The sequence below is a fragment of the Sphingomonas sp. SP3 genome (genome assembly GCF_058514305.1).
The window spans coordinates 622,036-643,568 of sequence record NZ_JBZSOE010000001.1 but is presented as its reverse complement, the minus strand read 5'-3'; the positions used below and the strand labels follow the sequence as shown (position 1 = coordinate 643,568).

25 protein-coding genes and 1 tRNA gene are annotated in these 21,533 nt (G+C 65.6%); 18 read left to right on the top strand and 8 right to left on the bottom strand.

Annotated features, from left to right (window positions below):
• Positions 1 to 102: 102 nt before the first annotated feature.
• The 4 genes from AC4K8G_RS03470 (at position 103) to AC4K8G_RS03455 (ending at position 2,366) form a co-directional block, all read left to right on the top strand.
• On the top strand, positions 103 to 1,131 hold the full coding sequence (locus AC4K8G_RS03470) for a glycosyltransferase family 2 protein (protein ID WP_491732780.1): 1,029 nt from the start codon (positions 103 to 105) through the stop codon (positions 1,129 to 1,131).
• A 77-nt stretch (positions 1,132 to 1,208) separates the two neighbouring features.
• A complete protein-coding gene (crcB, locus tag AC4K8G_RS03465; RefSeq protein WP_491732779.1) occupies positions 1,209 to 1,592 on the top strand; it encodes a fluoride efflux transporter CrcB in 384 nt (127 codons plus the stop codon).
• A gap of 9 nt (positions 1,593 to 1,601) precedes the next feature.
• Positions 1,602 to 2,135 carry an inorganic diphosphatase gene (gene ppa, locus AC4K8G_RS03460; RefSeq protein WP_491732778.1) on the top strand — a complete coding sequence of 178 codons (534 nt, stop codon included), beginning with the start codon at positions 1,602 to 1,604 and terminating at the stop codon, positions 2,133 to 2,135.
• Positions 2,136 to 2,192: 57 nt separating this feature from the next.
• Positions 2,193 to 2,366, top strand: coding sequence for a hypothetical protein (locus AC4K8G_RS03455; protein ID WP_491732777.1), 174 nt, complete (start codon positions 2,193 to 2,195; stop codon positions 2,364 to 2,366).
• Here AC4K8G_RS03455 and ilvC read toward each other — a convergent pair.
• Together ilvC and miaA are read right to left on the bottom strand one after the other, a co-directional pair.
• A complete protein-coding gene (ilvC, locus tag AC4K8G_RS03450) occupies positions 2,363 to 3,334 on the bottom strand; it encodes a ketol-acid reductoisomerase (protein WP_491732776.1) in 972 nt (323 codons plus the stop codon). The genes AC4K8G_RS03455 and ilvC overlap by 4 nt on opposite strands.
• Complete coding sequence (gene miaA, locus AC4K8G_RS03445) at positions 3,331 to 4,260, bottom strand: tRNA (adenosine(37)-N6)-dimethylallyltransferase MiaA (RefSeq protein ID WP_491732775.1); 930 nt, start codon at positions 4,258 to 4,260, stop codon at positions 3,331 to 3,333. The genes ilvC and miaA overlap by 4 nt, the downstream gene beginning before the upstream one ends.
• On the opposite strand from miaA, the gene serB reads away from it, so the two are divergent.
• A complete protein-coding gene (serB, locus tag AC4K8G_RS03440) occupies positions 4,259 to 5,137 on the top strand; it encodes a phosphoserine phosphatase SerB (RefSeq protein WP_491732774.1) in 879 nt (292 codons plus the stop codon). The two genes, miaA and serB, sit on opposite strands and share 2 nt — an antisense overlap.
• Here the strand turns inward: serB and AC4K8G_RS03435 are convergent, their stop codons facing one another.
• Positions 5,138 to 6,193 (bottom strand): SPOR domain-containing protein, encoded by a 1,056-nt coding sequence (locus AC4K8G_RS03435; RefSeq protein ID WP_491732773.1) that lies wholly within the window; start codon positions 6,191 to 6,193, stop codon positions 5,138 to 5,140.
• A gap of 79 nt (positions 6,194 to 6,272) precedes the next feature.
• A complete protein-coding gene (locus tag AC4K8G_RS03430) occupies positions 6,273 to 7,106 on the bottom strand; it encodes an SPOR domain-containing protein (RefSeq protein WP_491732772.1) in 834 nt (277 codons plus the stop codon).
• Positions 7,107 to 7,361: 255 nt separating this feature from the next.
• On the opposite strand from AC4K8G_RS03430, the gene AC4K8G_RS03425 reads away from it, so the two are divergent.
• From AC4K8G_RS03425 to AC4K8G_RS03415, 3 genes are read left to right on the top strand one after another with little or no spacing between them, the layout of a single operon-like run.
• Positions 7,362 to 8,084 (top strand): AAA family ATPase, encoded by a 723-nt coding sequence (locus AC4K8G_RS03425; RefSeq protein ID WP_491732771.1) that lies wholly within the window; start codon positions 7,362 to 7,364, stop codon positions 8,082 to 8,084.
• 12 nt (positions 8,085 to 8,096) lie between these two features.
• Positions 8,097 to 8,786: a hypothetical protein gene (locus AC4K8G_RS03420; protein WP_491732770.1), complete on the top strand. Its 690-nt coding sequence runs from the start codon at positions 8,097 to 8,099 to the stop codon at positions 8,784 to 8,786.
• A gap of 5 nt (positions 8,787 to 8,791) precedes the next feature.
• Positions 8,792 to 10,228: an SPOR domain-containing protein gene (locus AC4K8G_RS03415; protein ID WP_491732769.1), complete on the top strand. Its 1,437-nt coding sequence runs from the start codon at positions 8,792 to 8,794 to the stop codon at positions 10,226 to 10,228.
• Here the strand turns inward: AC4K8G_RS03415 and AC4K8G_RS03410 are convergent.
• The 3 genes from AC4K8G_RS03410 to AC4K8G_RS03400 are packed head-to-tail and all read right to left on the bottom strand — an operon-like array spanning position 10,225 to position 12,675.
• Positions 10,225 to 11,097, bottom strand: coding sequence for an aspartate carbamoyltransferase catalytic subunit (locus AC4K8G_RS03410; protein WP_491732768.1), 873 nt, complete (start codon positions 11,095 to 11,097; stop codon positions 10,225 to 10,227). The two genes, AC4K8G_RS03415 and AC4K8G_RS03410, sit on opposite strands and share 4 nt — an antisense overlap.
• Positions 11,098 to 11,108: 11 nt before the next feature.
• Positions 11,109 to 11,579 (bottom strand): Holliday junction resolvase RuvX, encoded by a 471-nt coding sequence (gene ruvX, locus AC4K8G_RS03405; RefSeq protein ID WP_491734403.1) that lies wholly within the window; start codon positions 11,577 to 11,579, stop codon positions 11,109 to 11,111.
• Positions 11,569 to 12,675, bottom strand: coding sequence for a DUF3089 domain-containing protein (locus AC4K8G_RS03400; RefSeq protein WP_491732767.1), 1,107 nt, complete (start codon positions 12,673 to 12,675; stop codon positions 11,569 to 11,571). Before AC4K8G_RS03400 ends, ruvX begins: the two co-directional genes overlap by 11 nt.
• A gap of 44 nt (positions 12,676 to 12,719) precedes the next feature.
• On the opposite strand from AC4K8G_RS03400, the gene AC4K8G_RS03395 reads away from it, so the two are divergent.
• The 9 genes from AC4K8G_RS03395 (at position 12,720) to AC4K8G_RS03355 (ending at position 21,147) form a co-directional block, all read left to right on the top strand.
• Entirely contained in the window at positions 12,720 to 13,055 is a 336-nt protein-coding gene (locus AC4K8G_RS03395; protein ID WP_491732766.1) for a hypothetical protein, read from the top strand.
• Between the two features lie 40 nt (positions 13,056 to 13,095).
• On the top strand, positions 13,096 to 13,383 hold the full coding sequence (gatC, locus tag AC4K8G_RS03390) for an Asp-tRNA(Asn)/Glu-tRNA(Gln) amidotransferase subunit GatC (RefSeq protein WP_491732765.1): 288 nt from the start codon (positions 13,096 to 13,098) through the stop codon (positions 13,381 to 13,383).
• Positions 13,383 to 14,855, top strand: a complete 1,473-nt coding sequence (gatA, locus tag AC4K8G_RS03385; protein ID WP_491732764.1) for an Asp-tRNA(Asn)/Glu-tRNA(Gln) amidotransferase subunit GatA — start codon at positions 13,383 to 13,385, stop codon at positions 14,853 to 14,855. Before gatC ends, gatA begins: the two co-directional genes overlap by 1 nt.
• Positions 14,852 to 15,271 carry a hypothetical protein gene (locus AC4K8G_RS03380; protein WP_491732763.1) on the top strand — a complete coding sequence of 140 codons (420 nt, stop codon included), beginning with the start codon at positions 14,852 to 14,854 and terminating at the stop codon, positions 15,269 to 15,271. The genes gatA and AC4K8G_RS03380 overlap by 4 nt, the downstream gene beginning before the upstream one ends.
• Positions 15,264 to 16,742 carry an Asp-tRNA(Asn)/Glu-tRNA(Gln) amidotransferase subunit GatB gene (gene gatB, locus AC4K8G_RS03375; protein WP_491732762.1) on the top strand — a complete coding sequence of 493 codons (1,479 nt, stop codon included), beginning with the start codon at positions 15,264 to 15,266 and terminating at the stop codon, positions 16,740 to 16,742. Before AC4K8G_RS03380 ends, gatB begins: the two co-directional genes overlap by 8 nt.
• Positions 16,742 to 18,394, top strand: coding sequence for an alkaline phosphatase family protein (locus AC4K8G_RS03370; protein WP_491732761.1), 1,653 nt, complete (start codon positions 16,742 to 16,744; stop codon positions 18,392 to 18,394). Before gatB ends, AC4K8G_RS03370 begins: the two co-directional genes overlap by 1 nt.
• A gap of 103 nt (positions 18,395 to 18,497) precedes the next feature.
• Positions 18,498 to 19,274, top strand: a complete 777-nt coding sequence (locus AC4K8G_RS03365) for a hypothetical protein (RefSeq protein ID WP_491732760.1) — start codon at positions 18,498 to 18,500, stop codon at positions 19,272 to 19,274.
• Positions 19,274 to 20,497: a M48 family metallopeptidase gene (locus AC4K8G_RS03360; RefSeq protein WP_491732759.1), complete on the top strand. Its 1,224-nt coding sequence runs from the start codon at positions 19,274 to 19,276 to the stop codon at positions 20,495 to 20,497. Before AC4K8G_RS03365 ends, AC4K8G_RS03360 begins: the two co-directional genes overlap by 1 nt.
• An 11-nt stretch (positions 20,498 to 20,508) precedes the next feature.
• Positions 20,509 to 21,147 (top strand): hypothetical protein, encoded by a 639-nt coding sequence (locus tag AC4K8G_RS03355; protein WP_491732758.1) that lies wholly within the window; start codon positions 20,509 to 20,511, stop codon positions 21,145 to 21,147.
• Here AC4K8G_RS03355 and AC4K8G_RS03350 read toward each other — a convergent pair.
• Entirely contained in the window at positions 21,144 to 21,335 is a 192-nt protein-coding gene (locus tag AC4K8G_RS03350) for a hypothetical protein (protein ID WP_491732757.1), read from the bottom strand. The genes AC4K8G_RS03355 and AC4K8G_RS03350 overlap by 4 nt on opposite strands.
• Positions 21,336 to 21,443: 108 nt before the next feature.
• On the opposite strand from AC4K8G_RS03350, the gene AC4K8G_RS03345 reads away from it, so the two are divergent.
• Positions 21,444 to 21,528 (top strand) — tRNA-Leu (locus AC4K8G_RS03345).
• The last annotated feature ends 5 nt before the right edge of the window (positions 21,529 to 21,533 follow it).

Here is a 21,533-nt window from a genome sequence, read left to right as displayed (position 1 = left end):
CCGCCTTCACGGTCCCGCTCGCGGCCGGGATTCATCGTCGTGTCATCTGCATGTCATCGGTGATCGCTCAGGGGGTCACATCAGTGCCGGCGGAGCATTTGCGTGAATTTGCCCAGAGTTTCGGTCATCGTACCGGTCTTCAACCGCGCGAACGTCGTCGGGCAGGCGGTGGCGAGCCTGCGGGAGCAAACGCTTCAGGACATTGAGATCATTGTCGTTGACGATGGGTCTTCGGACCTGTCGGCGGAGGCAGCCGAACGCGCCGGCGGACATTCGGTGCGCGTCATCCGGCACGCGAGCAATCGCGGCATTCCCGCGGCGCGAAATGCCGGTCTCCAGGCGGCTCGAGGCGAGTATATTGCGTGGCTCGATAGCGATGATCTGGCTCGCCCGGAACGACTGGCACGACAAGCCGGCTTCCTCAGCAGGCACCCCGACATCGCACTTGTCGGATCGTCAGCCGGCCGCCTCGCCGCGAATGGCGCGCGCAGGCGCTTCGCGCGCGTACCCTTTCTCAACCACGAGACCCTGGCCCCAGCGCTGGTCTTCCGCTCACCCTTTCAGCAATCGTCGATCATGGGCCGCGCGGAAGTGCTGAAGGAATTTGAATACCGGCCTGAATTTCCCGTATGCGAAGATCTCGACATGTTCATTCGCATGTCGCGGCGACATCGCATCGCGAACCTCCGGGATGTGCTGATCGACCGACGGATTCACTCAGGCCAGATCGGAACCGTCGAAAGCGCCAAGGTCCGCCAGCTGAAGCGGATCTTGTTGAGCGAGGTGATTGGCCGGCTTGGGGTCGAACCGCATCGTTCTGACCTCGATCTGCATATCATGCTCGGCATGCCAAAGACACAGCCTCCGTCTCGGCAATTCCTTGAATGGGCCCAGCGCTGGATGAAACGGCTCCAGCAGGCGAACAGGGCGACTGGATGTTACGATTCTCGCGGCCTCGCGCTCGTCTGCGCTCGGATTTGGGTCAATGCCTGCGTTTCGTCGATGTGGCACAATCATAACCTGAATGCCGGCAGGTCCATGATTGCATCGTCACTGAGTTTGGGCTTCGCAAATGCTTACGGGATCGAATGGGTCACCAACGCCATGCCCGGTTGGTTGGGCGTCGGCTAGACGGCCGTAGCCCTCCTCGGCGACCGCGGATTATCCGCAAGGTCGAAAAATCCATCGCAGGGAAGTAAGCGTATCTAATGCTCTATTTGATCGTCTTCGTCGGTGCGGGGATTGGCGGCGCCCTGCGTCATGGCGTCAACGTCACGGCCGGCCGGCTTTTCGGCCTCAGTTTTCCGTACGGGACCCTCATCGTGAATATCGCGGGCTCCTTCCTGATGGGCCTGCTCGCGGGCTATTTCGCTTTTCGGCCGGGCATCGGCCAGCACACGCGCCTGTTCCTGACGACCGGCATCCTCGGTGGCTTCACGACCTTTTCTGCCTTTTCGCTCGACGCAGCCTTGCTCATCGAGCGCCAGGCCTATGGAGCGGCGGCGGGCTATGTCGCGGGATCGGTCGTTGCCAGCGTTGCGGCGTTGTTCTTCGGTCTCGCCGTCTTTAGGACCGCTGGCCATCTGCCGTAAGAAAAGCCCATGAACATCGATCTTATCCCCGTCGGCGACGATCCGCCGAACAGCGTCAACGTGATCATCGAAGTCCCCGTCGGTGGCGAGCCGGTCAAATATGAGTTCGACAAGAAGTCGGGCGCCTTGTTCGTCGACCGCATCCTGCACACGCCGATGCGCTACCCAGCCAATTACGGCTTCGTTCCGCATACCCTGTCGCCGGACGGCGACCCAATCGACGCCTTGGTCATCGCGCGGACGCCGTTCGTCCCCGGCTCGGTCGTCCGGGCTCGGCCGATCGGCGTGCTCAACCTCGAAGACGAGCACGGAGGCGACGAAAAGCTCATCTGCGTGCCTGTCGACACGACCTTTCCTTATTATTCCGATGTCGGCGAGCGGCAGGATCTGCCGTCAATCGTTCTCCAGCAGATCGAGCACTTTTTCACCCACTATAAGGACCTCGAGCCCGAAAAATGGGTGCGGGTCGGCCGCTGGGGCGACGCGGACGAGGCGAAGCGGGTCCTTAACGAGGCGATCGAGCGGGCGAAGACGGCCGCCTGACGGGACTCTGCGACCGATCTGGGCTATAAGCGCGCTGCTCAGAGTAGGAGCGGGGCCATGTCAAAAGAAGACCGTATCTATTTCGCACGTCGCGCCGCCGAGGAGCAGGACCGCGCCACCGCGGCTGAAAACCCGAACGTCGCCGATGCGCACAAGAAAATGCAGCGCGCATATCTTGAGCGGGCAAGTACCGGCGACCGGCCGATGGGCCAGGTCGAACCGACCGCCTAGGCGTCGCCACCCAGCCGACGTCTGGTTTTCTCGATCTCGCTGGCGCGCGCTTCGGTGCGTTCGCCCTCCAGCCGCGCGTAGCCGCTCGCTTCCTCGGCACGAAGCGCGTCGGCGAAACGGCCCGCCCGCACCTCCGCCAGCACTTCTTTCATGCGCTCGCGCACCCCTTCGTCGATGATGCGCTTGCCGCCAAGGGATGCGCCGAGCTCTGCGGTGTTGGAAATGACTTCCCGCATGCCTGCGATGCCCCGCGCTTCAATGAGCTCGGCGATCAGGTGAAGCTCACCGACGCATTCGAGATAGGCGACTTCGGGCGAGACGCCGCCTGCAACTAAAGTGTCGAAGCCGGCGATCAGCAGTTCTGGAACACCGCCCCACACCACCGCCTGCTCGTTGAACAAATCGGCCTCGGCCTCTTCGGCGAAGCTCGAGGCGATAAGGCCGGCGCGAGCACAGCCGATCGCGCGGCCATAGGCTTGGGCGATTCCGGCGGCATGTACGGTCGCGTCCTGGGCCACGGCCCAGAGCGCGACCATACCCTTCTTCTCGATATACAGGGACCGGAGCGCAGTGCCGGGGCCCTTCGGTGCGAGGAGGAAAACGTCGAGATCCGCGCGCGGTTTGACGAATTCGAAGCGGATCGAGAGGCCGTGACTGAAGCCCAATGCGGCGTTTTCGCGCAAATTGGGCTCAATTTCGCGGTAAAGAGCCGCGTGAATCTCATCCGGCGCGAGCATCATGACCACGTCGGCCGAGCCCACCGCATCCCCGATCAGCGCGGTTTGAAGCCCGGCAGCCTCGGCCTCGTTGGCGCTGCCCGATCCGCCGCGAAGGCCGACGACCACATCGATCCCGCTATCGTGAAGGTTGAGCGCCTGCGCGCGCCCCTGATTGCCATAGCCGAGGATCGCCACCCGCTTGCCCGCCAGCGGGGCAGGGTCGATGTCGGCGTCGCGCAGCATCTTCATGCGCGAGCGCCTAGCAGCGCCAGCGCCTGACCGATACGGTTCACGTCGAGCGGATCGGTAAACCGTGGCCACTCGGCCGGCGGCTGGTGCGCGAACCAGGTATATTGGCGCTTGGCGTAATTGCGCGTGGCCTGCTGCGCTGCGGCGATCGCTTCGTCGAGCGACGTTTCTCCCCGCAAATAGCCGCTCAGTTCGCCAACCCCGATCGCACGCATGACCGGGAGATCTGCGTCCAGCTCCCGGGCGAGCAGCGCCTCGACCTCGGCCACCGCGCCATCATCGATCATCTTGGCGAAGCGTTCGTCGCAGCGCGCGTAAAGCCAGTCGCGTGGGGGAAGCAGGATCAGCGCTTTGAGATCGACCTGGTCGCCGATGCCGCCCGACTTCTCACCTTGCCATTCGGCGAGCGTGCGGCCGGTAGACAGTCGCACTTCGAGCGCCCGCGCGATCCGCGCACTGTCAGCCGGCTTCAGCCGCGCGGCCGAGTCAGGATCGAGTGCCTCCAGCTTCGCGCGATTCTCCTCGACCGGCGTCTCGCGAACCTTACGTCTGACTTCGGGGTCGATCGACGGTACCGGCGCGATTCCGTCGATCAAGGTACGCAGGTAGAGACCAGTTCCTCCGACGAGGATCGGTGTTTGCCCGCTTGCATGAATGTCGGCGATCTCCGCGCGGGCCATTTGCGCCCAGTCTGCGGCCGAGCAGGGCAGGGCACCATCCTGCGCTCCAAACAACCGATGATCGGCGCGCGACCGCTCTTCCGCGGTCGGCGCGGCGCTCAAGATCGGTAGGTCGCGGTAGATTTGCGTCGCATCGGCGTTGACGATCACGCCTCCAATTTGCTCTGCGGCAGCAAGGGCCAGTGCCGACTTGCCGCTCGCGGTCGGTCCGGCGATGACAATGAGCGGAGGTTTGGACTTACCCATGGCTATTGCGACGCTGATAGCAGCGGGACGGCTCGATGACAGGTTGATCGATCGCGCGCTGGGTCTGCTTCGCGAGGTGGACCCGAAGGCCAGGTTTGGAAGCTGGATCGACGAGGGCGAAGCCGCCGACCTCCTTTTCGACGGCGACCGCAAGAACGCGAAGTGGGCATTGGCCTCGCTCGAAGGGGCGGACGTCGTCGTCCAGGCCGATGAGCCGCGCTGGAAGCGCCTGTTCGTCGCCGACATGGATTCGACCATCATCGGCCAGGAATGCATCGACGAGCTCGCCGATTATGCGGGCCTCAAGGACAAGGTTGCGCGCATCACCGAGCGGGCGATGCAGGGTGAAATCGACTTTCCTGGTGCCCTTCGCGAGCGCGTGAGGCTGCTCGCGGGCCTCGACGAGCGCGAACTCAAGCGCTGCCTCGATGAGCGTGTTCACCTGACGTCGGGCGCGGAGACCCTGGTCCAGACGATGCGCGCTGGCGGCGCAAGCTGCCTCTTGGTTTCCGGGGGCTTCCTGTCCTTTGCGGAGCCCGTCGCGAGGACCGTCGGCTTCGACCGCGTGAAGGCGAACCGGCTGGTCTTCGCGGGCGGCAAGCTGTCGGGCGAAGTCGGTGACCCCATCGTCGATGCCATGGCCAAGCGCGAGGCGCTGATCGCTGCGCGTGACGAGCTTGGCCTTGCCAGCAAGGACGTGCTCGCGATCGGCGACGGCGCCAATGACAAGCTGATGATCGAAGAGGCCGGGCTCGGGATTGCCTTCAAGGCCAAGCCGGCGCTCGCCGAAGCGGCCGACGCCGAGCTCAAACATCATGGGCTCGACGCGTTGCTGTGGGTGCAGGGCGTGCGGCGCCGGGACTGGTTCAGGAAATAGCTATTTGCCGTCGGGGGCGACCGGGAAGCACGGAACCTCGAGGGCGTTGCACGCGGCGGTGGCGCTCGCTTTTGAGGCGAAGGGGCCGATGCGGAGCCGGATAAACTGGTTGAACGGGATATATTGCGGGCTCCGTCCGGCAAGCGCCCCGTTGTCTGCCAGCTTCCGATAGGTGGTCTCGGCCGAGGCGCGATCGTTGAAGGCGCCGAGCTGGACCCGCCATGCCCCCATAGGGACCGGCGCCGCATTTCGCGCCGCAGCGTCCTTTTTCGGCACCTCAATCGAAGCCATCTCCACGGCCTTCGGTGGAGGGGCAACTTCTGGCGGCGGTTCGACTGGCCTGGGTTCGGCCGCTGCGACTTCGACGGGTTTTGGCGCTGCAGCGGGCTCCGGTGGCTTAGCCACCGCTACCGGCGCTTGCGTGACCGGTTCAGGCGGGACGATTGCCGGCTCTTGAGGAGGGGCAGCAGCGACCTCCACCGGCGTCGCGACGGGCGCAGCGATCGGTGCCGGGGCGGGAATGCTTGCGGCGGCTGTCTCCTGCGCCGCGTTCAGCGCGTCGATCTGGGCAAGAGTCCTTTTGGCCGGCTCCAGCCCGAGCGCCGCGGCTTTGCTCACATAGTCGTAGCCGAGCGTCGCATCGCGGGGCACGCCTTCGCCTTTGTACAGCGCCGCGCCATAGACCAGCATGGCCCGGGGCTCATTCTGTTCGGCCGCAAGCTTCAGCCAATGAAGCGCATCCGTCTGATCCTCCGCCTGCATCAGCATCAGGCCGAGGGCTGCTTGTGCATCGACCTGGCCTTGCTTGGCCGCAAGCTCGAACCATTTGCGCGATTCCGCAGCGTTCGCCTTCGCGCCGCGCCCGATCCGGTAAGCCTGGCCGAGATTATATTGAGCGTCGGCATCGCCGGCTTGTGCAAGGGGCTGCCAGGTGGCCAGAGCTTCCGCGTAATTGCCTTGCTGCCAGGCTTCGACGCCTTCTTCGACGGATTGCGCGCAGAGCGGCTTGGCTATGACCGCGAGAAGGCTCGCGGCGAGCAAATATCTGGGCCCCATATGGTTTGCCCCCCGCCGACCTTTTACCGCAGAGCGGGCCCGAAGTGAAATTCGCCTCCGAAGCGGACGCGAAATCGACCTATTTGCCGGGCGCCACCGGGAAACAGGCAACCTTCACTGCGGTGCACGCCGAAGCAGCAGCGTCGCGCGTAGCGAAAGGCCCGACCCTCAAACGGATGAACTGGCCGAACGGAATATATTGCGGGCCTCGGCCGGCGAGCGCGCCGACTCCCGCGATCTTGCGGTAAGCCGCCTCCGCGGCCGGGCGATTGTTGAAGGCCCCCACCTGGATCCGCCAGGCGCCTGATGCCGGTGCGCCCGATGCCGGGGCTGGCGGCGTGGGTTTCAGCGCCGAAACGGGCGCCGGCTTCTGCGGGGCGGGGGCGGGCGCGGGCTTGGCCGTCGCGACCTGGGCTGGCTTGGCGGGCTTGACGCTCTTGACCGGTTTCGCGCTCTGGGGTGGCGGCGCGGCTTTGGCCTTCACCTTGGCGATCGCGACGCCTTTCTTGCGCTGGTCGAGCGGGAGCAGGGTATCGAGCTGCGCAAGCGTCTCCTTGGCTGGGCCCAGTCCCTGCGCGGCGGCGCGGCTTACATAAGCGTAGCCAAGCACCGGGTCCTGCGTCACGCCGTCACCATTGAACAATGCGGTGCCGTAGACGAGGAGCGCGCGCGCTTCGCCCTGCTCGGCAGCGGCCTTCAGCCACTTCAGGCCCTCCGGCTGCTCGCCATTCTGGAACAGCAGGAGACCGAGCGTGGTCTGGGCGTCGATATGCCCCTTCTGGGCAGCGCGCTCGAACCAGCTTTTGGCGATCGAAAGATTGGTCGGGACCCCCCGGCCAAGGCGATAGGCCTGGCCGATATTGAAGGCGGCGTCGGCATCGCCTTTCTCCGCCAACGGTCGCCAAATCGCCACTGCGGACGAATAATCGGCCCGTTGCCAAGCTTCGATTCCGGCCTTCACGCTCTGTGCGAAAAGCGGCCCCGGAGCCCCCAGGAGCAATGCTGCCGCAACTAAGTACTTGCGAACCATGCCTTAACCCACCCTGCGCGATGCTTAGACCAGCGGGCGGAAACCGCAAATACGGTCGTGTCGGCGTTAACCAGATTTTAGAGGCTCTGGTGCCACTTCGCTCACTGAACTGACGTCATTTGAGGCGAGGGGATAAGCATGCGCGTCTTGGCAATGGCATCGCAGAAGGGCGGGTCCGGCAAAACGACCCTGTCCGGACATCTTGCGGTGCAGGCCCAGCTTGCTGGAGCAGGGCCAGTCTGCCTGATCGACATCGATCCGCAAGGCAGTCTCGCCGATTGGTGGAATGAACGCGACGCCGACATGCCGGCCTTCGCCCAGACCACCGTTGCCCGGCTGGCTTCGGATCTTGAAGTACTTCGGCAGCAAGGCTTCCGCCTCGCAGTGATCGACACCCCTCCGGCGATCACGATGGCGATCCAGAGCGTCATCGCAGTTGCCGAGCTGATCGTCATCCCGACCCGACCCAGCCCGCACGATCTTCGCGCGGTCGGCGCAACCGTTGATCTGTGCGACCGCGCCGGCAAGCCTTTGATCTTCGTCGTCAACGCGGCAACGCCCAAGGCCAAGATCACTTATGAAGCCGCGGTCGCGCTGTCGCAGCACGGCACCGTCGCTCCCGTCACCCTCCATCATCGGACCGATTTCGCAGCCTCGATGATCGACGGCCGGACCGTCATGGAAATCGATCCCAACGGACGCTCCGCCCGCGAAGTGACCGAGCTGTGGGATTATATTTCGGACCGCCTCGAAAAGAATTTTCGCCGGACCGTGTTTGCGGCCCCCGGCGCCGCGCCCGGCATTGCGCCGGCCAGTCCGCGTCCCGTCGGCGGTTTCGGCCGCCGCGTAGTCGGTCAGTAAGGGGGACGCGCCGTGGCTGAAGCCAAGCCTTTCGCTTCCCTCTCCTCCGGTCTCCTCGCCCGCAAGGGCGCAGCCCGCCCCGCAATGAAGCCCCAGGGCTTCGGCCAGATGGGCGGCGGCAATCTCGAGGATCTCGGCTGGAACGACATGGGGTTCGAACCGCCCAAGGCGGCCGATGCCCCCCGGGATGAAACTCATGACGCGTTCGGTGACGATGTCGTCGAACATCCCCGCGCTCACCCGACCGGGCTGACGCCGATCCAGTCGCCTGTGCACACGCAGCAGGCGGAGATCGCCGACCGCTTCGGCGAGACGGACGAGGGCGAGGAAGAAGAGCTCGACGAGACCGCCGAGGTCCACGAAGCCGAAACCGAAGCGCCGGCCTACGAAGCCGAGGAAGAGGAGGCCGCATTCGAACCCGAGCCGGCACCCGTCTTCCAGCGCCCGGTGAAGGCCGCGGTCGCCGCCGTCACGCCCAACCCGGCTCCGCGCCGCGCCCCTCGTGCGCGCTCGGTGGCCGGCGCCAAGGGCAAGGCAGCGTTCACGCTTCGCCTCGACCCGAGCCGTCACTTGAAGCTTCGCCTGGCCTGCGCCGTCGATGGCCGGTCGGCACAGCAGATCGTGACCGACGCGCTCGATCGCCTGCTGACGGAAATGCCGGAACTCGACGCCATGGCTCAGAAGGCCAATCGCAAGGGATAAATTTGATGACCAAGCCTCTCCGCTTCGGCTCAGCCGTCTCGCTCGCCGCACTCGCTTCGATGATCGCGGGCTGCGCAGCGCCTCAAGCCACCGGCTTCGGCGGACCGGCCAATGGTGAGATCGGTCTTGCGACCCGTGCGCTCGCTGCGCTCAATTCGAACGACGTGCCGACCGCGATCAGCTTCGCCGAGAGGGCAGTTGAGAAAACCCCGAACGACGCAGGCTTCCGCAGCCTCCTCGGCAATGCCTATTTCGCGGCCGGCCGCTTCTGGTCAGCCGAGCAGGCATACAAGGACGCGCTCTCCCTCTATCCGGATCAACCGCAGGCGGTGCTGAAGCTGGCGCTGGTCGAGATTGCGCTCGGCAAGAATGACGAAGCGGTTCGTTACCTCCACGCGGGCCAAGACTCGCTCGATGCGGCGGATTACGGCCTCGCCATGGCGCTCGCCGGCCGCACGGACGATGCGCTTGCAGTCCTCAAGGCTGCCGCCCGCGATCAGAATGCCGATTCCCGCGTCCGCCAGAACCTCGCGCTGACGCTGGCGCTGTCAGGCGACTGGACCAATGCCCGCACCGTCGCCGCGCAGGATATTCCGGCCGGCCAGGTCGAAGCGCGTGTTCAGCAATGGATGCAGCTCGCCAAGCCGGGCAAGGCTTCCGACCAGGTCGCTTCGCTCATCGGCGTGACGCCGGCGGCCCGCGACCAGGGCCAGCCGGTCCGCCTTGCACTGGTGAAGGGCGATACCCGCCTGGCCCAAGCTGCTCCGGTTGCGCCGGCGGTTGCAGAGCCTGCCCCGGTAGAGGTTGCCCAGGTTCCCGCGCCGCAGGTGCAGCAGCTGCTGCCGGTTGCGGTTGCCCATGCCGCGCAGCCGGTGCCGGTCCCGGCCCTCGCGCCGCAACCTCAATTCGCCGAAGCGCCGATCGCGCCGCCTCCGCCGCCGCCGGTCGATCCCGACCGCGTCGCCGCAAAGTCCGAGCCGGTCGCTCGGGTGGCGCAGGCCAAAGCCACCGCACCGGTGGCTCCGCTGACCATGGCGCTGATCGCCGCCGCCGCGCCTGAAGCGCCGGCGGCCTTTGCCGCCTTCATGCCGAAAAAGGCGGCCGCAGCGCCGAAGCCGCTTAAGGCCCGCGCCGCGGCGCCCAAGCTCGCGCTTCGCCGCGGCAATTCGAACAATGTTGTCCAGCTCGGCGCGTACCGCTCCCCGCAGGCCGTGTCGGCCGCGTGGAACCACCTCACTGCCCGCTATCCGGCGCTCAAGGCGTACCTGCCGCTTCGTGCCAGGTTCGATTCGGGCAAGGGTGTCTACTGGCGCCTGTCGATCCAGGGTTTCAACAATCGCGGTGAAGCGGTGTCGCGGTGCCAGCTGCTGAAGAGCCGCGGCGGCAATTGCTTCGTCCGCAACTTCGCGGGCGACGCGCCGGTCCAGTACGCCTCGCGCTAAGCGAGCAGCATTTCCAGGCAGGCCATTCGCACGGCCACGCCCATCTCGACCTGAAGCGTAATCAGCGACCGCTCGGAATCCGCGAGCGCGCCGTCGATCTCGACGCCGCGGTTCATCGGGCCCGGATGCATGATCACCGCATTGGGCGCGGCCGTCGCGAGCCGCTCGGGCGTCAAACCGTAGCGATCGAGGAACTCGCCGGGCCGATCGCCGAGATCCTCCGCGAGCCGCTCGCGCTGGACCCGCAGCATCATCACCACGTCCGCGGCGGCAATCGCCTCGTCGACCGAGAGCGGCGCAACGCCGTCGGGCATCAGCTCGGGCGGACCAGCAAGGCGCACTTCCGCGCCGAGCCGCGGCAGGAGCTTCGCATTGGAGCGGGCGACGCGGCTGTGCTTGATGTCGCCGCAGATCGCGACCTTCAGCCCCTCGACCCGGCCGAGCCGCTGGCGGATCGCTGCAGCGTCGAGCAGGGCCTGGGTCGGGTGCTCGTTGGTCCCGTCGCCGGCGTTGATCACCGGCGAGTCCATGATCAGCGCGACCGCCGCAGCCGCGCCATTTTCACGATGGCGAATGACCAGCGCGTCGGGATGCATCGCGTTCAGCGTCCGCGCGGTGTCCTCGAGCGTCTCGCCCTTCTTCACCGATGATTGCTCGACCGGGAGGGTGATCACGGACGCCCCGAGGCGATGCGTCGCGGTGGCGAACGACATCAGGGTGCGAGTCGAGTTTTCGTAGAACAGGTTGAAGACGATCTTGCCTTCGAGCCCGCCCACGCTTTTCCCGGGATGTCGGTGAATAGCCAATGCGCGGTCGAGGATTTGGCCGATCTGGTCGTCGGTCAGGTTGTCGATCGAAAGCAGGTCCACGAGCGCTGGGCCTAGCCCGCGCCGTTCAAATTGGCCAGCGCGTCGATCGCGCCCTGCAAAATGTGCGCCGCGGCAAGCGCGTCAACCTTCTCCGCGCGGCGGGCGCGACTGACATCGGCGTCGATCATCGCCCGCTCGACCGCCTGGGTCGACCAGCGCTCGTCCCACAACAGGAGAGGCAGCTCGAGCGGCGCGAGGTTGCGGGCGAATGCGCGAACCGACTGCGTGCGCGGGCTGTCGGTGCCGTCCATGTTGAGCGGCAGGCCCACAACCAGCCCGGCGACATGCTCCCTGGCGATGAACGCCTGCAGCGCTTCCAAATCCTTGGTGAACTTGGTGCGGCGGATCGTCTCGGCAGGGCCCGCGAAGTGCCAGCCGGCATCGCAGATCGCCAGCCCGATGGTCTTGGTGCCGACATCAAGGCCGACGAGCTTCCCGCCGTGGGGCAGGACGGCTGCGAATTCGCTTGTGTCAGCCGTGATAGGCACCCAGCCTCCTTGCCGCGTCGCGCCGTACGGCGCCCCAGAAGAGGGCATAATCATAGACGTGATAATTGTTGCCGGGCAGCACGTAGGGCCCGAGCGCCGGGATCGCGCCGTCGAGGATCAGCAGCCCGTTACTGCAATGCGCGCCGACGATGCCGGGCTGAAGCGCGCCCGAACGCAGGTCGGCCGACGGCACGAGCGTGCCCGGATTGTCCTGCGCCGCTGCCGTGCCGTTTTGCGCGCCGCTGATCGGATTGACGCAGAGCAGGTCTTCCTGCCGCCGCTCGCCGCCGTTCAAGCCCTTGGTCTTCTTCCACTGGTCGAGAATCAGGTCGGGATTAGCTGGGTCGCCGAAGCTCATCCACGAGAGGATGCAGCCGGCTTGATCCGGTGAGCTACAGACCGGAAGCCCGAGCGCAGGCAGGTCGCTGGCGGTGCTGATCGGCCAGCCGACGACATAGGCCGCGACCACGCGCTTCGCGATCGGCTTTCCCGCGACCTTTTCCTTGAGCAGCCGCTCGAGGTGCAGTGCGCCCTGGCTGTGGCCGGCGAGGATGATCGGCCTGTCGCCGCTTTCGCGCACGAATTGGTCGAAGGCGGCCGCGACGTCGCGATAGGCGAGGTCGAGCGCCTTTTGCGCATCCTCACTCTTCAGCAGGAAGGCGCCGAACGCCGCCTGGCGATATTTGGGCGCCCATACTTGTCCGCCTTCGGTGAACGCACTCGCCTGGCTTTGCGCGAACAAGGTTGTGCGAAATGCGGTGTCACCGGCGGCGTCGAGCGGCGCGTTCCAGCGGTCGCGCTCGAGGTAGGTAGTGGGGTGAATGTAGAAGACCGCCGCATCGCCGCTCGTGGCAGCGGTGACGCCGTCAGGGAGCCAATACGACGGGTCATCAGTCAGCCCAGGCCGTGCAATCCAGCTCGACGCCTGTGTGTAGTCAGGCCCGCCGCCAGCCGCGGCAGCCTGGAAATGGCCTTTCGGCACGGACTGCTTGAGCAGCACGTTCCCGCCCCATTGATAGATTGCAAAAGCTCCCGCCACGAACAGCAGGATCAGGAAGAACACGAAGCCGAGGAATCGCCGGGCGCACATTGGGGCCGCTTCTCAACAGCCGTGGCACGGATTAGCAAGGGGTCGTGACGCGCTTAGTTCGCCTGTTTGTCATCGCAGCCCTACCAGCTCTCGGCGGCTGCGTTGCGTCGATGGCGATGTCCGCGGTCGGCATGGCCGCTCAAGCCGCGCGTGGAAAGCCGGTCAGCAACGAAGCGCTCCAGCCGCAAGCGCGCCAGCAATGCAGCGCCCGGGCGGCGCAATATGGCACGGTCAATGTCATCGATGTCGAGCAGCACCGCGTCGACAAGATCATCGTCTGGGGCACGGTCGATGACGGAAAGCAAAAGCGGTCATTCGAATGCGACTTCGGAACGAATATCACCGGGTTCACGCTTCGCCCGATCACGCCGCAGCGTTGAGCGGTTGCGGCTCCAAAGAGCGGCGGCTATCCGCCCCTTCATGTCCGTTTCCCCCGAACAGGTGCGCCATATCGCGAAGCTCGCGCGCATTGCGATGAGCGACGAGGAGCTCGACCGGCTGCTGCCGGAGCTCAACAACATTCTCGGCTGGGTCGAGCAGCTCGGTGAAGTGAACACCGACGGCGTCGAGCCATTGACCGCGGTGATCGACCAGAAGCTGCGGCTGCGCGACGATGTCGTGAATGATGGCGACTGCCGCGACGATGTCCTCGCGAACGCGCCCGAAGCCCAGCACGGCTTCTTCGCCGTGCCGAAGGTGATCGAATAGTGAGCGAGCTTACTACCAAGACGATTGCCGAGCTTCGCGACGGTTTCCGTGGCGGGGATTATAAGGCACGCGAAATCGCCGAGGCGTTCAATGAAGCGGTGGCAGGCGCCAAGCTTCTCAACGCTTATACGGTAGAGACGCCGGACGAGGCGCTCGCCGCGGCCGACGCGGCCGACGCGGCCCTGCTCGGCGACACGCTGAAGCCGCTCAGCGGCATCCCGCTCGGCATCAAGGACTTGTTCGCGACCGAAGGCGTGGACACGACCGCCGGCAGCCGGATCCTCGCCGGCTTTCGCCCGACCTATGAAAGCACGGTCAGCGGCAATCTCCGCCGCGCCGGCGCCGGTATGCTCGGCAAGCTCAACATGGACGAGTTCGCGATGGGCTCATCCAACGAAACCAGCGCCTGGGGCCCGGTGATCAGTCCGTGGCGGCGCAAGGGCAGCAATGTCGGCCTCACTCCGGGCGGGTCTTCCGGTGGTTCAGCCGCGGCCGTCGCAGCAGGTATTGCGCCGGGGGTGACCGGAACCGACACTGGCGGCTCGATTCGCCAGCCCGCGGCCTTTGCCGGCATTTGCGGGATCAAGCCGACCTATGGCCGCTGCTCGCGCTGGGGTGTCGTCGCATTCGCAAGCTCGCTCGACCAGGCCGGCCCGATGGCCAAGACGGTACGCGACTGCGCGATCCTGCTCGAAGCGATGGCTGGGTTCGATCCCAAGGATTCGACTTCGCTCGACCTGCCGGTGCCGCAGTGGGAAGCCAATTTATCAAGCGATCTCAAGGGTAAGCGCGTCGGTATTCCCAGGGAATATCGCATCGACGGCGTGCCCGAGGACATCAACAAGCTGTGGGACCAGGGCATCGAATGGCTGAAGGATGCTGGCGCGACGCCGGTCGAAATCAGCCTGCCGCACACCAAGTACGCGCTGCCGACCTATTACATCATCGCCCCCGCCGAAGCCTCGTCCAATCTCGCTCGCTATGACGGCGTTCGCTACGGACTGCGCAAAGAGGGCGTGAAGACGCTCGACGATATGTACGCCGCGACCCGCGCCGCCGGCTTCGGCGCGGAAGTGAAGCGCCGCATCATGATCGGCACCTATGTGCTCTCGGCTGGCTTCTACGACGCGTATTTCACCAAGGCGCAGAAGGTCCGCGCGTTGATCAAGCAGGACTTCGCAAAGGCGTTCCAGCAGTGCGACCTGATTCTGACCCCGACGGCCCCATCGGCGGCGTTCGGCATCGGCGAGACCACCGACCCGCTGGCGATGTACCTCAATGACGTGTTCGCGGTCCCGGCGAGCCTCGCTGGCCTTCCCGCAATGAGCGTCCCCGGCGGATTGGACGGGCAGGGGCTTCCGCTCGGCCTGCACATCATCGGCAACGAACTCGACGAGCAGGTCGTGCTCAACGCCGGCCTCGCGATTGAAGAACGCGCCGGCTTCACCCACCGGCCGGAGAAATGGTGGTGAGCGAGCGCGTGCCAATAGAGCGCGACCTGCGCGAGGAAGAGCGCGAGCTCGACCGGCGGATCGACCTGATCAACGTCATCTTCGGCGCGGCGCTTGGCGGCTATATCGGCGACGTGCTCGGCGCGGCGCACCTTTCGGCGCATCGCGGCTTCCTGCTTGCACTCGCCTTGGTCATTTTGGTGTGCCTGCTGGTCGCGATCCGCAACCTGATCCACGTCCTTCGCGGCACCCATCACGGCTCGTGGAAAATCCCGATGGCGATCGTCATCGGCGGCATCATCTTCTTCTACGCAATCCGTGGAGACACCTATCTCGACTTGAGCGCGCTCCTTCCGGTGGCGATCGGCTGGGCGGCGGCGTTCGCGGTTATCCTATCGTCCCATCTCATCATGCTTAAACAGGCGCGCAATGGCTGACGCAGCAGCACCCTATCGGATCAAAGGCGAAAGTGGCGAATGGGAGGTCGTGATCGGCCTCGAGGTCCACGCCCAGATCACCGCGACAAAGTCGAAGCTGTTCTCCGGCGCTGCGACCGCGTTCGGTGCCGAGCCGAACACGCAGGTGAGCCTGGTCGATGCGGCGATGCCGGGCATGCTTCCGGTGCCCAACAAGGAATGCATTCGCCAGGCCGTGCGTACCGGGATGGCATTGGATGCGAAGATCAACCCGTGGAGCCGGTTCGACCGCAAGAATTACTTCTACGCCGATCTTCCGCAGGGCTATCAGATCAGCCAGCTCTATCACCCGCTTGTCGGCGAAGGTGAGATCGAGGTGCTGGTCGACGAGAAGGACGAGGGCAGCGCCAAGAACATCGGCATCGAGCGCATCCACGTCGAACAGGACGCGGGCAAGCTGATGCACGACCAGCACCCGACGATGAGCTACGTCGACCTCAACCGCTCGGGCGTAGCACTGATGGAGATCGTGTCGCGGCCGGACATGCGCTCACCGGCCGAAGCGGGCGCCTATCTTCGCAAGCTGCGCTCGATCCTCCGCTACGTGGGAAGCTGCGACGGCAACATGGAAGAAGGCTCGATGCGTGCCGACGTGAATGTCAGCGTTCGCAAGCCCGGCGACGAATTCGGGACGCGGACAGAGACCAAGAACGTCAACAGCGTCCGCTTCGTCATGGCGGTCGTCGAGCATGAAGCGAAGCGCCAAGTCGAGCTGATCGAAAGCGGCGGCGAGGTCGCGCAGGAGACGCGCCTGTACGATCCCGACAAGGGCGTCACCCGCTCGCTGCGGTCGAAGGAAGACGCGCACGATTATCGCTATTTCCCCGACCCCGACCTGCTCCCGGTGGAGTTGGACGAGGCGTTCCTGGCGGAGTGCAAATCCAGCTTGCCCGAACTGCCCGACGCGAAGCGCAAACGGTACGAAGCGCAGGGGATCACCGCCTACAATGCAAGCGTCCTGACCGCCGAGGTCGAGACTGCGCGCTGGTTCGACGCGTTGCTCGAGGCGGGCGCCGAGCCCAAGCAGGGTGCGAACTGGGTCGTCGCCGAACTGTTCGGGGCGCTCAACCGCCGCGGCGAAAGCATCGCCGACACGCCAATCTCACCCGAGGAAGCGGCTGAGCTTTTGAAGCTGGTCGCCGATGGCACGATCAGCGGCACGATCGCCAAACAGGTGTTCGAGATCATGCTCGAAACCGGCGAAGCGCCGTCGAAGATCGTCGAGGATCGCGGGCTGAAGCAGACCAGCGACACCGGCGCGATTGACGCGGAGATCGACAAGATCCTCGCCGCCAACGCCGACAAGGTCGCCGAGTACAAGAGTGGCAAGCAGCAGCTCTTCGGCTTCTTCGTCGGGCAGACGATGAAGGCGATGCAGGGCAAGGCCAATCCCGGCGTGGTCAACGAACGGCTTCGGGCGAAGCTCGGCTGATGCGCAAGCTGCTCCTCGCTGCGGCGCTGGCACTTTCCACCGCGGCAGGAGCGATTCCGCCGCTTCCTGTGCCGCCGGCGCCGCAACCGCCGGTCGCCATTCCGCCCAAGCTGCTGGTTGTCATTTCAGTCGACCAATTTTCGGCCGATTTGTTCGATGAGTACCGTCCGCAATTTACCGGCGGCCTGGCGCGGCTGGCGAGCGGGACCGCGTTCCATAACGGCTATCAAAGCCACGCGACGACCGAGACCTGCCCGGGACACTCGACCATCCTGACCGGCGACCATCCGGCGCGGACCGGTATCATGTCCAACGGCTGGGCGGATTACGCCGCGCCCCGCGCGGACAAGATCGTCTATTGCGCCGAAGACGAGAGCGCGCCGGGCACCAGCTCGACCAATTACAAGGTTTCGTCGCTTCACCTCCGCGTGCCCACCTTGGGCGAGCTGATGAAGCGCAAATGGCCGGCCAGCCTCAATGTCGCGGTTTCCGGCAAGGATCGCTCGGCGGTCATGATGGGCGGGCATGTCGCCGACCAGCGCTGGTATTGGGACGGCAAGAAGTTCGCGACCGACAATTCGACGGCCGCCGTGCCGCGCACGATGGTTCGTCTCAATGAAGCGCTGGGCCAGATCCTTGCGACACCGTCGGAGGGCCTCGAGCCCCCGGCTTATTGCGCGGGCAAATCCCAGGTCATTCCGATCGAAGGCGGCGGCAAGCCGGTTGGCGGCGGGCGACTGGTGCGGGCTGCCGGTGATGCCGTCGGGTTCAGGGCGTCTCCAGACTTCGACGGGACCGTCCTCGCAGCCGCAGCCGGCCTGATCCAGGAGCTCAACCTTGGCACCCATGCCACGCCCGACCTGATCTCGGTCGGCTTGGCCGCCACCGATTATGTCGGCCACAGCTACGGCACCGGCGGGCAGGAGATGTGCCTGCAACTGCTCGAGCTAGACCGTGAGGTTGGCGATTTCCTCGCGCAGCTCGACCGCTGGCACCTGAACTACGCGGTCGTGCTGACCGCCGACCACGGCGGTCTCGACGCTCCCGAGCGGCTCCGCCTCCAAGGCGTCGCGGATGCGGCGCGCGTGGATGCTGCACTCACCCCAAAGAATGTCGGTGAAACCGTCAACAAGCAGACCGGCATCCCGGGCCCGATCCTGGTACCTATCGGCGTGTCGGGCGACCTCTACCTCGACCCGCATCTGAAGGGCGCTGACCGCAAGCGCGCGCTCGATGCAGCGGCCGCCATCTATCGCGCCCATCCGCAGGTCGCAGCCGCGTTCACAAAGGACGAAATTGCCGCAACCGCCATCCCGACCGGCGATCCAACCAAATGGTCGGTGATCGAGCGCGTCCGCGCGTCGTTCGACGCCGAGCGTTCGGGCGACCTCTATGTCGTGCTGAAGCCGCACATCATGCCGATCGCGGACACCACATCCTATGTGGCGACGCACGGCAGCCCGTGGGATTACGATCGCCGCGTACCAATCCTGTTCTGGCGGCCCGGCTTCTTCGGACAAAATGTCGAGGTGCCTGCCGAAACCACCGACATCATGCCGACCCTGGCCGGCATGATCGGGCTCGATGTGGCGGGTTCGATCGACGGCCATTGCCTGGGCGGCGCTGCTGGCTTTGCTTGTCCGCCGCGCTAACCATCTAAAAACACGGACTTTTCTTTCACCTCCAGTTCAGGCATGAACGGCTAACGGCCAAGCTGGGGAAGGGCGCCGTGCGTCCGCTGGAGGGGTAGTCAGTATGCGGAAGTGCCGAGCAGCGCTCGCCATCGCATTGATCGTGTCGATGACCGGCTGCGTACAGACGCGCCAGTTCGCCGATGTTCAGTTCACGCCACCTCAGGGCAATTACAAGCTGCTGGTTCTCCGGCCCGACGTGACGGTAGGGTCGCTGACCACCGGCGGGATGGTCGAGCCGCGCGCCGACTGGACCGACCAGGCGCGCGCCAGCATCATCGCGGCGCTTCGTGCGCAGCAGGCGAGCCGCGGCGGCCAGGTTCAATTCATCGAGCGCCGCACGGAGCTTCCCGGCGTCACCGCCGATGAACTCGCCGATGTCGAGCGGCTTAATTACGCGGTCGCGGAATCGATCGTGATCCACAAATATCTCGGCGATTATCTGCCGACCAAGCGTGGCAAGGGCCTCGACTGGACCTTGGGTGAGGACGCTGTCCGCCTCGGGCAAAAGACCGGCTACGACTACGCGCTATTCCTCCATGCCGAGGACCAGGTCGCCTCGACCGGCCGCGTCGCGCTTGGCGTGATCGGCCTTGCGGGCTGCTTCGTTGGTTTTTGCGCACCGAACGTCGGCGGAGCGACCCAGCTCGATTATGCCTCGCTGGTCGACCTCAAAACCGGCGAAGTCGTGTGGTTCAACGTCGTCCAGGCGGGCAGCCAGATCCCGGGCATCAAGTTCGGCGACCTCAGGACACCGCAGGGCGCGGAGCAAATGGTCGAGCGCCTGCTCGGACGGATGAAGCCGGGCGCCGCGGTGCGCCGAGCGCAGGAGCAGCGCTGATGTGCATTCGATGCGACATCAGCCGCCGGTCGCTGCTGGTTGGCGGGGCGGCCGCCGCCGCGTCGCTAAGCACCGGCGTGGCGCAGGCGCGCGTCCGGCCCCAGGACATGGTCCCGCTCATCGGGCCCGGCTTTAAGCCGACCGACAAGGATGAGCAGGGTCTGTGGAAGGAAATGGAGCGGGCCGAGGAAGAAATCGCCGGCTCCAATCTGCTCGTCCGCGACCCGGAGCTTACCGGCTATCTTCGCGACCTCATCGGCAAGGTCGGCGGGCCGGCCGCGCAAGACTTCCGCATCTATCTCGCGCGGATTCCAGAATTCAACGCGATGATGTTCCCAAGCGGCTTTGCGGTCGTATTCACCGGCCTGCTGCTCCGAATGCGCAACGAGGCGCAACTGGCCGGCGTGATCGCGCACGAATCGGGCCACTTCCTGCGCCGGCACATGATCCGGTCGTGGCGCGACCAGCGGCGCAAGACCGACCTGTTCGCGATCGGGACCATGCTCGCCGGCGTCGGCGGCGCGGCCGGCGGCGTCTACATGGGCGATTATGTGCGGCTGGCGGAGCTCGGCACCTTGCTGTCGCTGTTCCGCTACAGCCGCGGGATGGAGGCCGAGGCCGACGCCATGGGCGCCAAGCTCATCGAGCAGGCCGGCTACCAGCCGATCGAGATGTCGAACATCTGGCGGCAGCTGATCGGCGAACAGCAGGCGAGCGCGGCTTATCGCCGCAAACGCCGCGACCGCGGTTACGATCTGTTCGCCACTCACCCGGCGCCCGAAGATCGTATGGCCGACCTTAAGGCCGATGCGCTCGAGGTCACGGTTCCCGGCAAGGCCTATACGACGGGGCGGGAGCGATACCTCGCCGCCATCGGCGACTACCGCGCGACCCTGCTCGACGACCAGGTCAAGCTCAACGACCCCGGCGCCAGCGAATATCTGGTGCAGACGCTCGCGCTCGACGGGTGGAACGGACTGCTGCGCTTTTACGAGGGCGAGGTCTGGCGACTGCGCAACCGGCGCGGCGACGATGTCCGCGCGGCGCAGAGTTATGCCGCCGCCGTCGTCTATCCCGATGCGCCCGCGGATGCGTGGCGGTGGCACGGCATCTCGCTCATGAAGGCCGGCCGGACCGGCGAAGCGAAGGCGGCGTTCGGCCGCTACCTGACGATGAAGCCCGATGCGCCCGATGCCGCCTGGGTGCGGCAGATGATGGGCTGAGGAGAGAGCCGTTGCGAACTTTTTCGAAGTGGGTTCTGGCCGTGGCCGCTTTGCCGCTCGGCGCATGCAGCACGCTCGGTGGTGGCGGCGACTATGGCATCAGCGATTACACTGCGGTGCGGGTGAACCGCGTCAGAGTGGGCGACGACAGCCTGACCGTGGTGCCGCCTCGGCCCTGGAACCGCCATCGGCCGACCATCTTCGTCGACATCAACGAGGTCGAAGACTGGACCCTGAACGGCCCGATTCTCGACGGCATGAGCTTCGTCACCGGCTTAAAGGGCGGCCGCTACCTCATCCGGCAGCGCAAGAGCGCCGATCAGCAGGTGCCGAAGTTCCGCGAGGACATGACCCCGCCCGAAATCACCACGATGCTCGAAAGCCTGTTCCGCGTTCGCGGCGGTGCGATCGACTTCAAGACGCTGTCGCTTCAGCCGCGTCCGTTCCTTGGTGCGGGCAATGGCTTCCAGTTCGATTATGAGCACCTCGACAGCGACGAAGTGTGGCGCAAGGGCCGCGCGGTCGGTGCCGTCATCAACGGTCGGCTGTACCTGATTCTGCTCGATGCCGCCCGGTCGCATTATTATGGCGCCGCCTTGTCGGACTTCGAGGCGATCGTCGCCTCGGCCCAGCTGAAGCGCGCCAGTTAGCCGACCGGGGAAATCGGCGTCGTCGGCGGTTCGGTGCCCGGTGCAGAAGGCGAGGGGACGTCGATATTGGGCGTGTGGCCCGGCTCTTCGGCTGGCGCCTCGCTCGGACGGCCCGGCTGCGCCGGCTGGGGCTCGACCGGCTCCGAAGGCTGGCCGGGCTCATCGGGAAAGGGCGGAAGTTGTTGCATTGGTTGGTTCTCCTTCCGCGACGAACGCCTGTGGGAAGCCAACAGTTGCCGGTTCGCCGGGTTGCCCAGCCGCCGATCCTTGCTATAGGCCCCGGCTTCGCGGGCCTCGCGCGCGTGGCGGAACTGGTAGACGCGCTGGATTTAGGTTCCAGTATCGTAAGATGTGGGGGTTCGACTCCCTCCGCGCGCACCATTCCG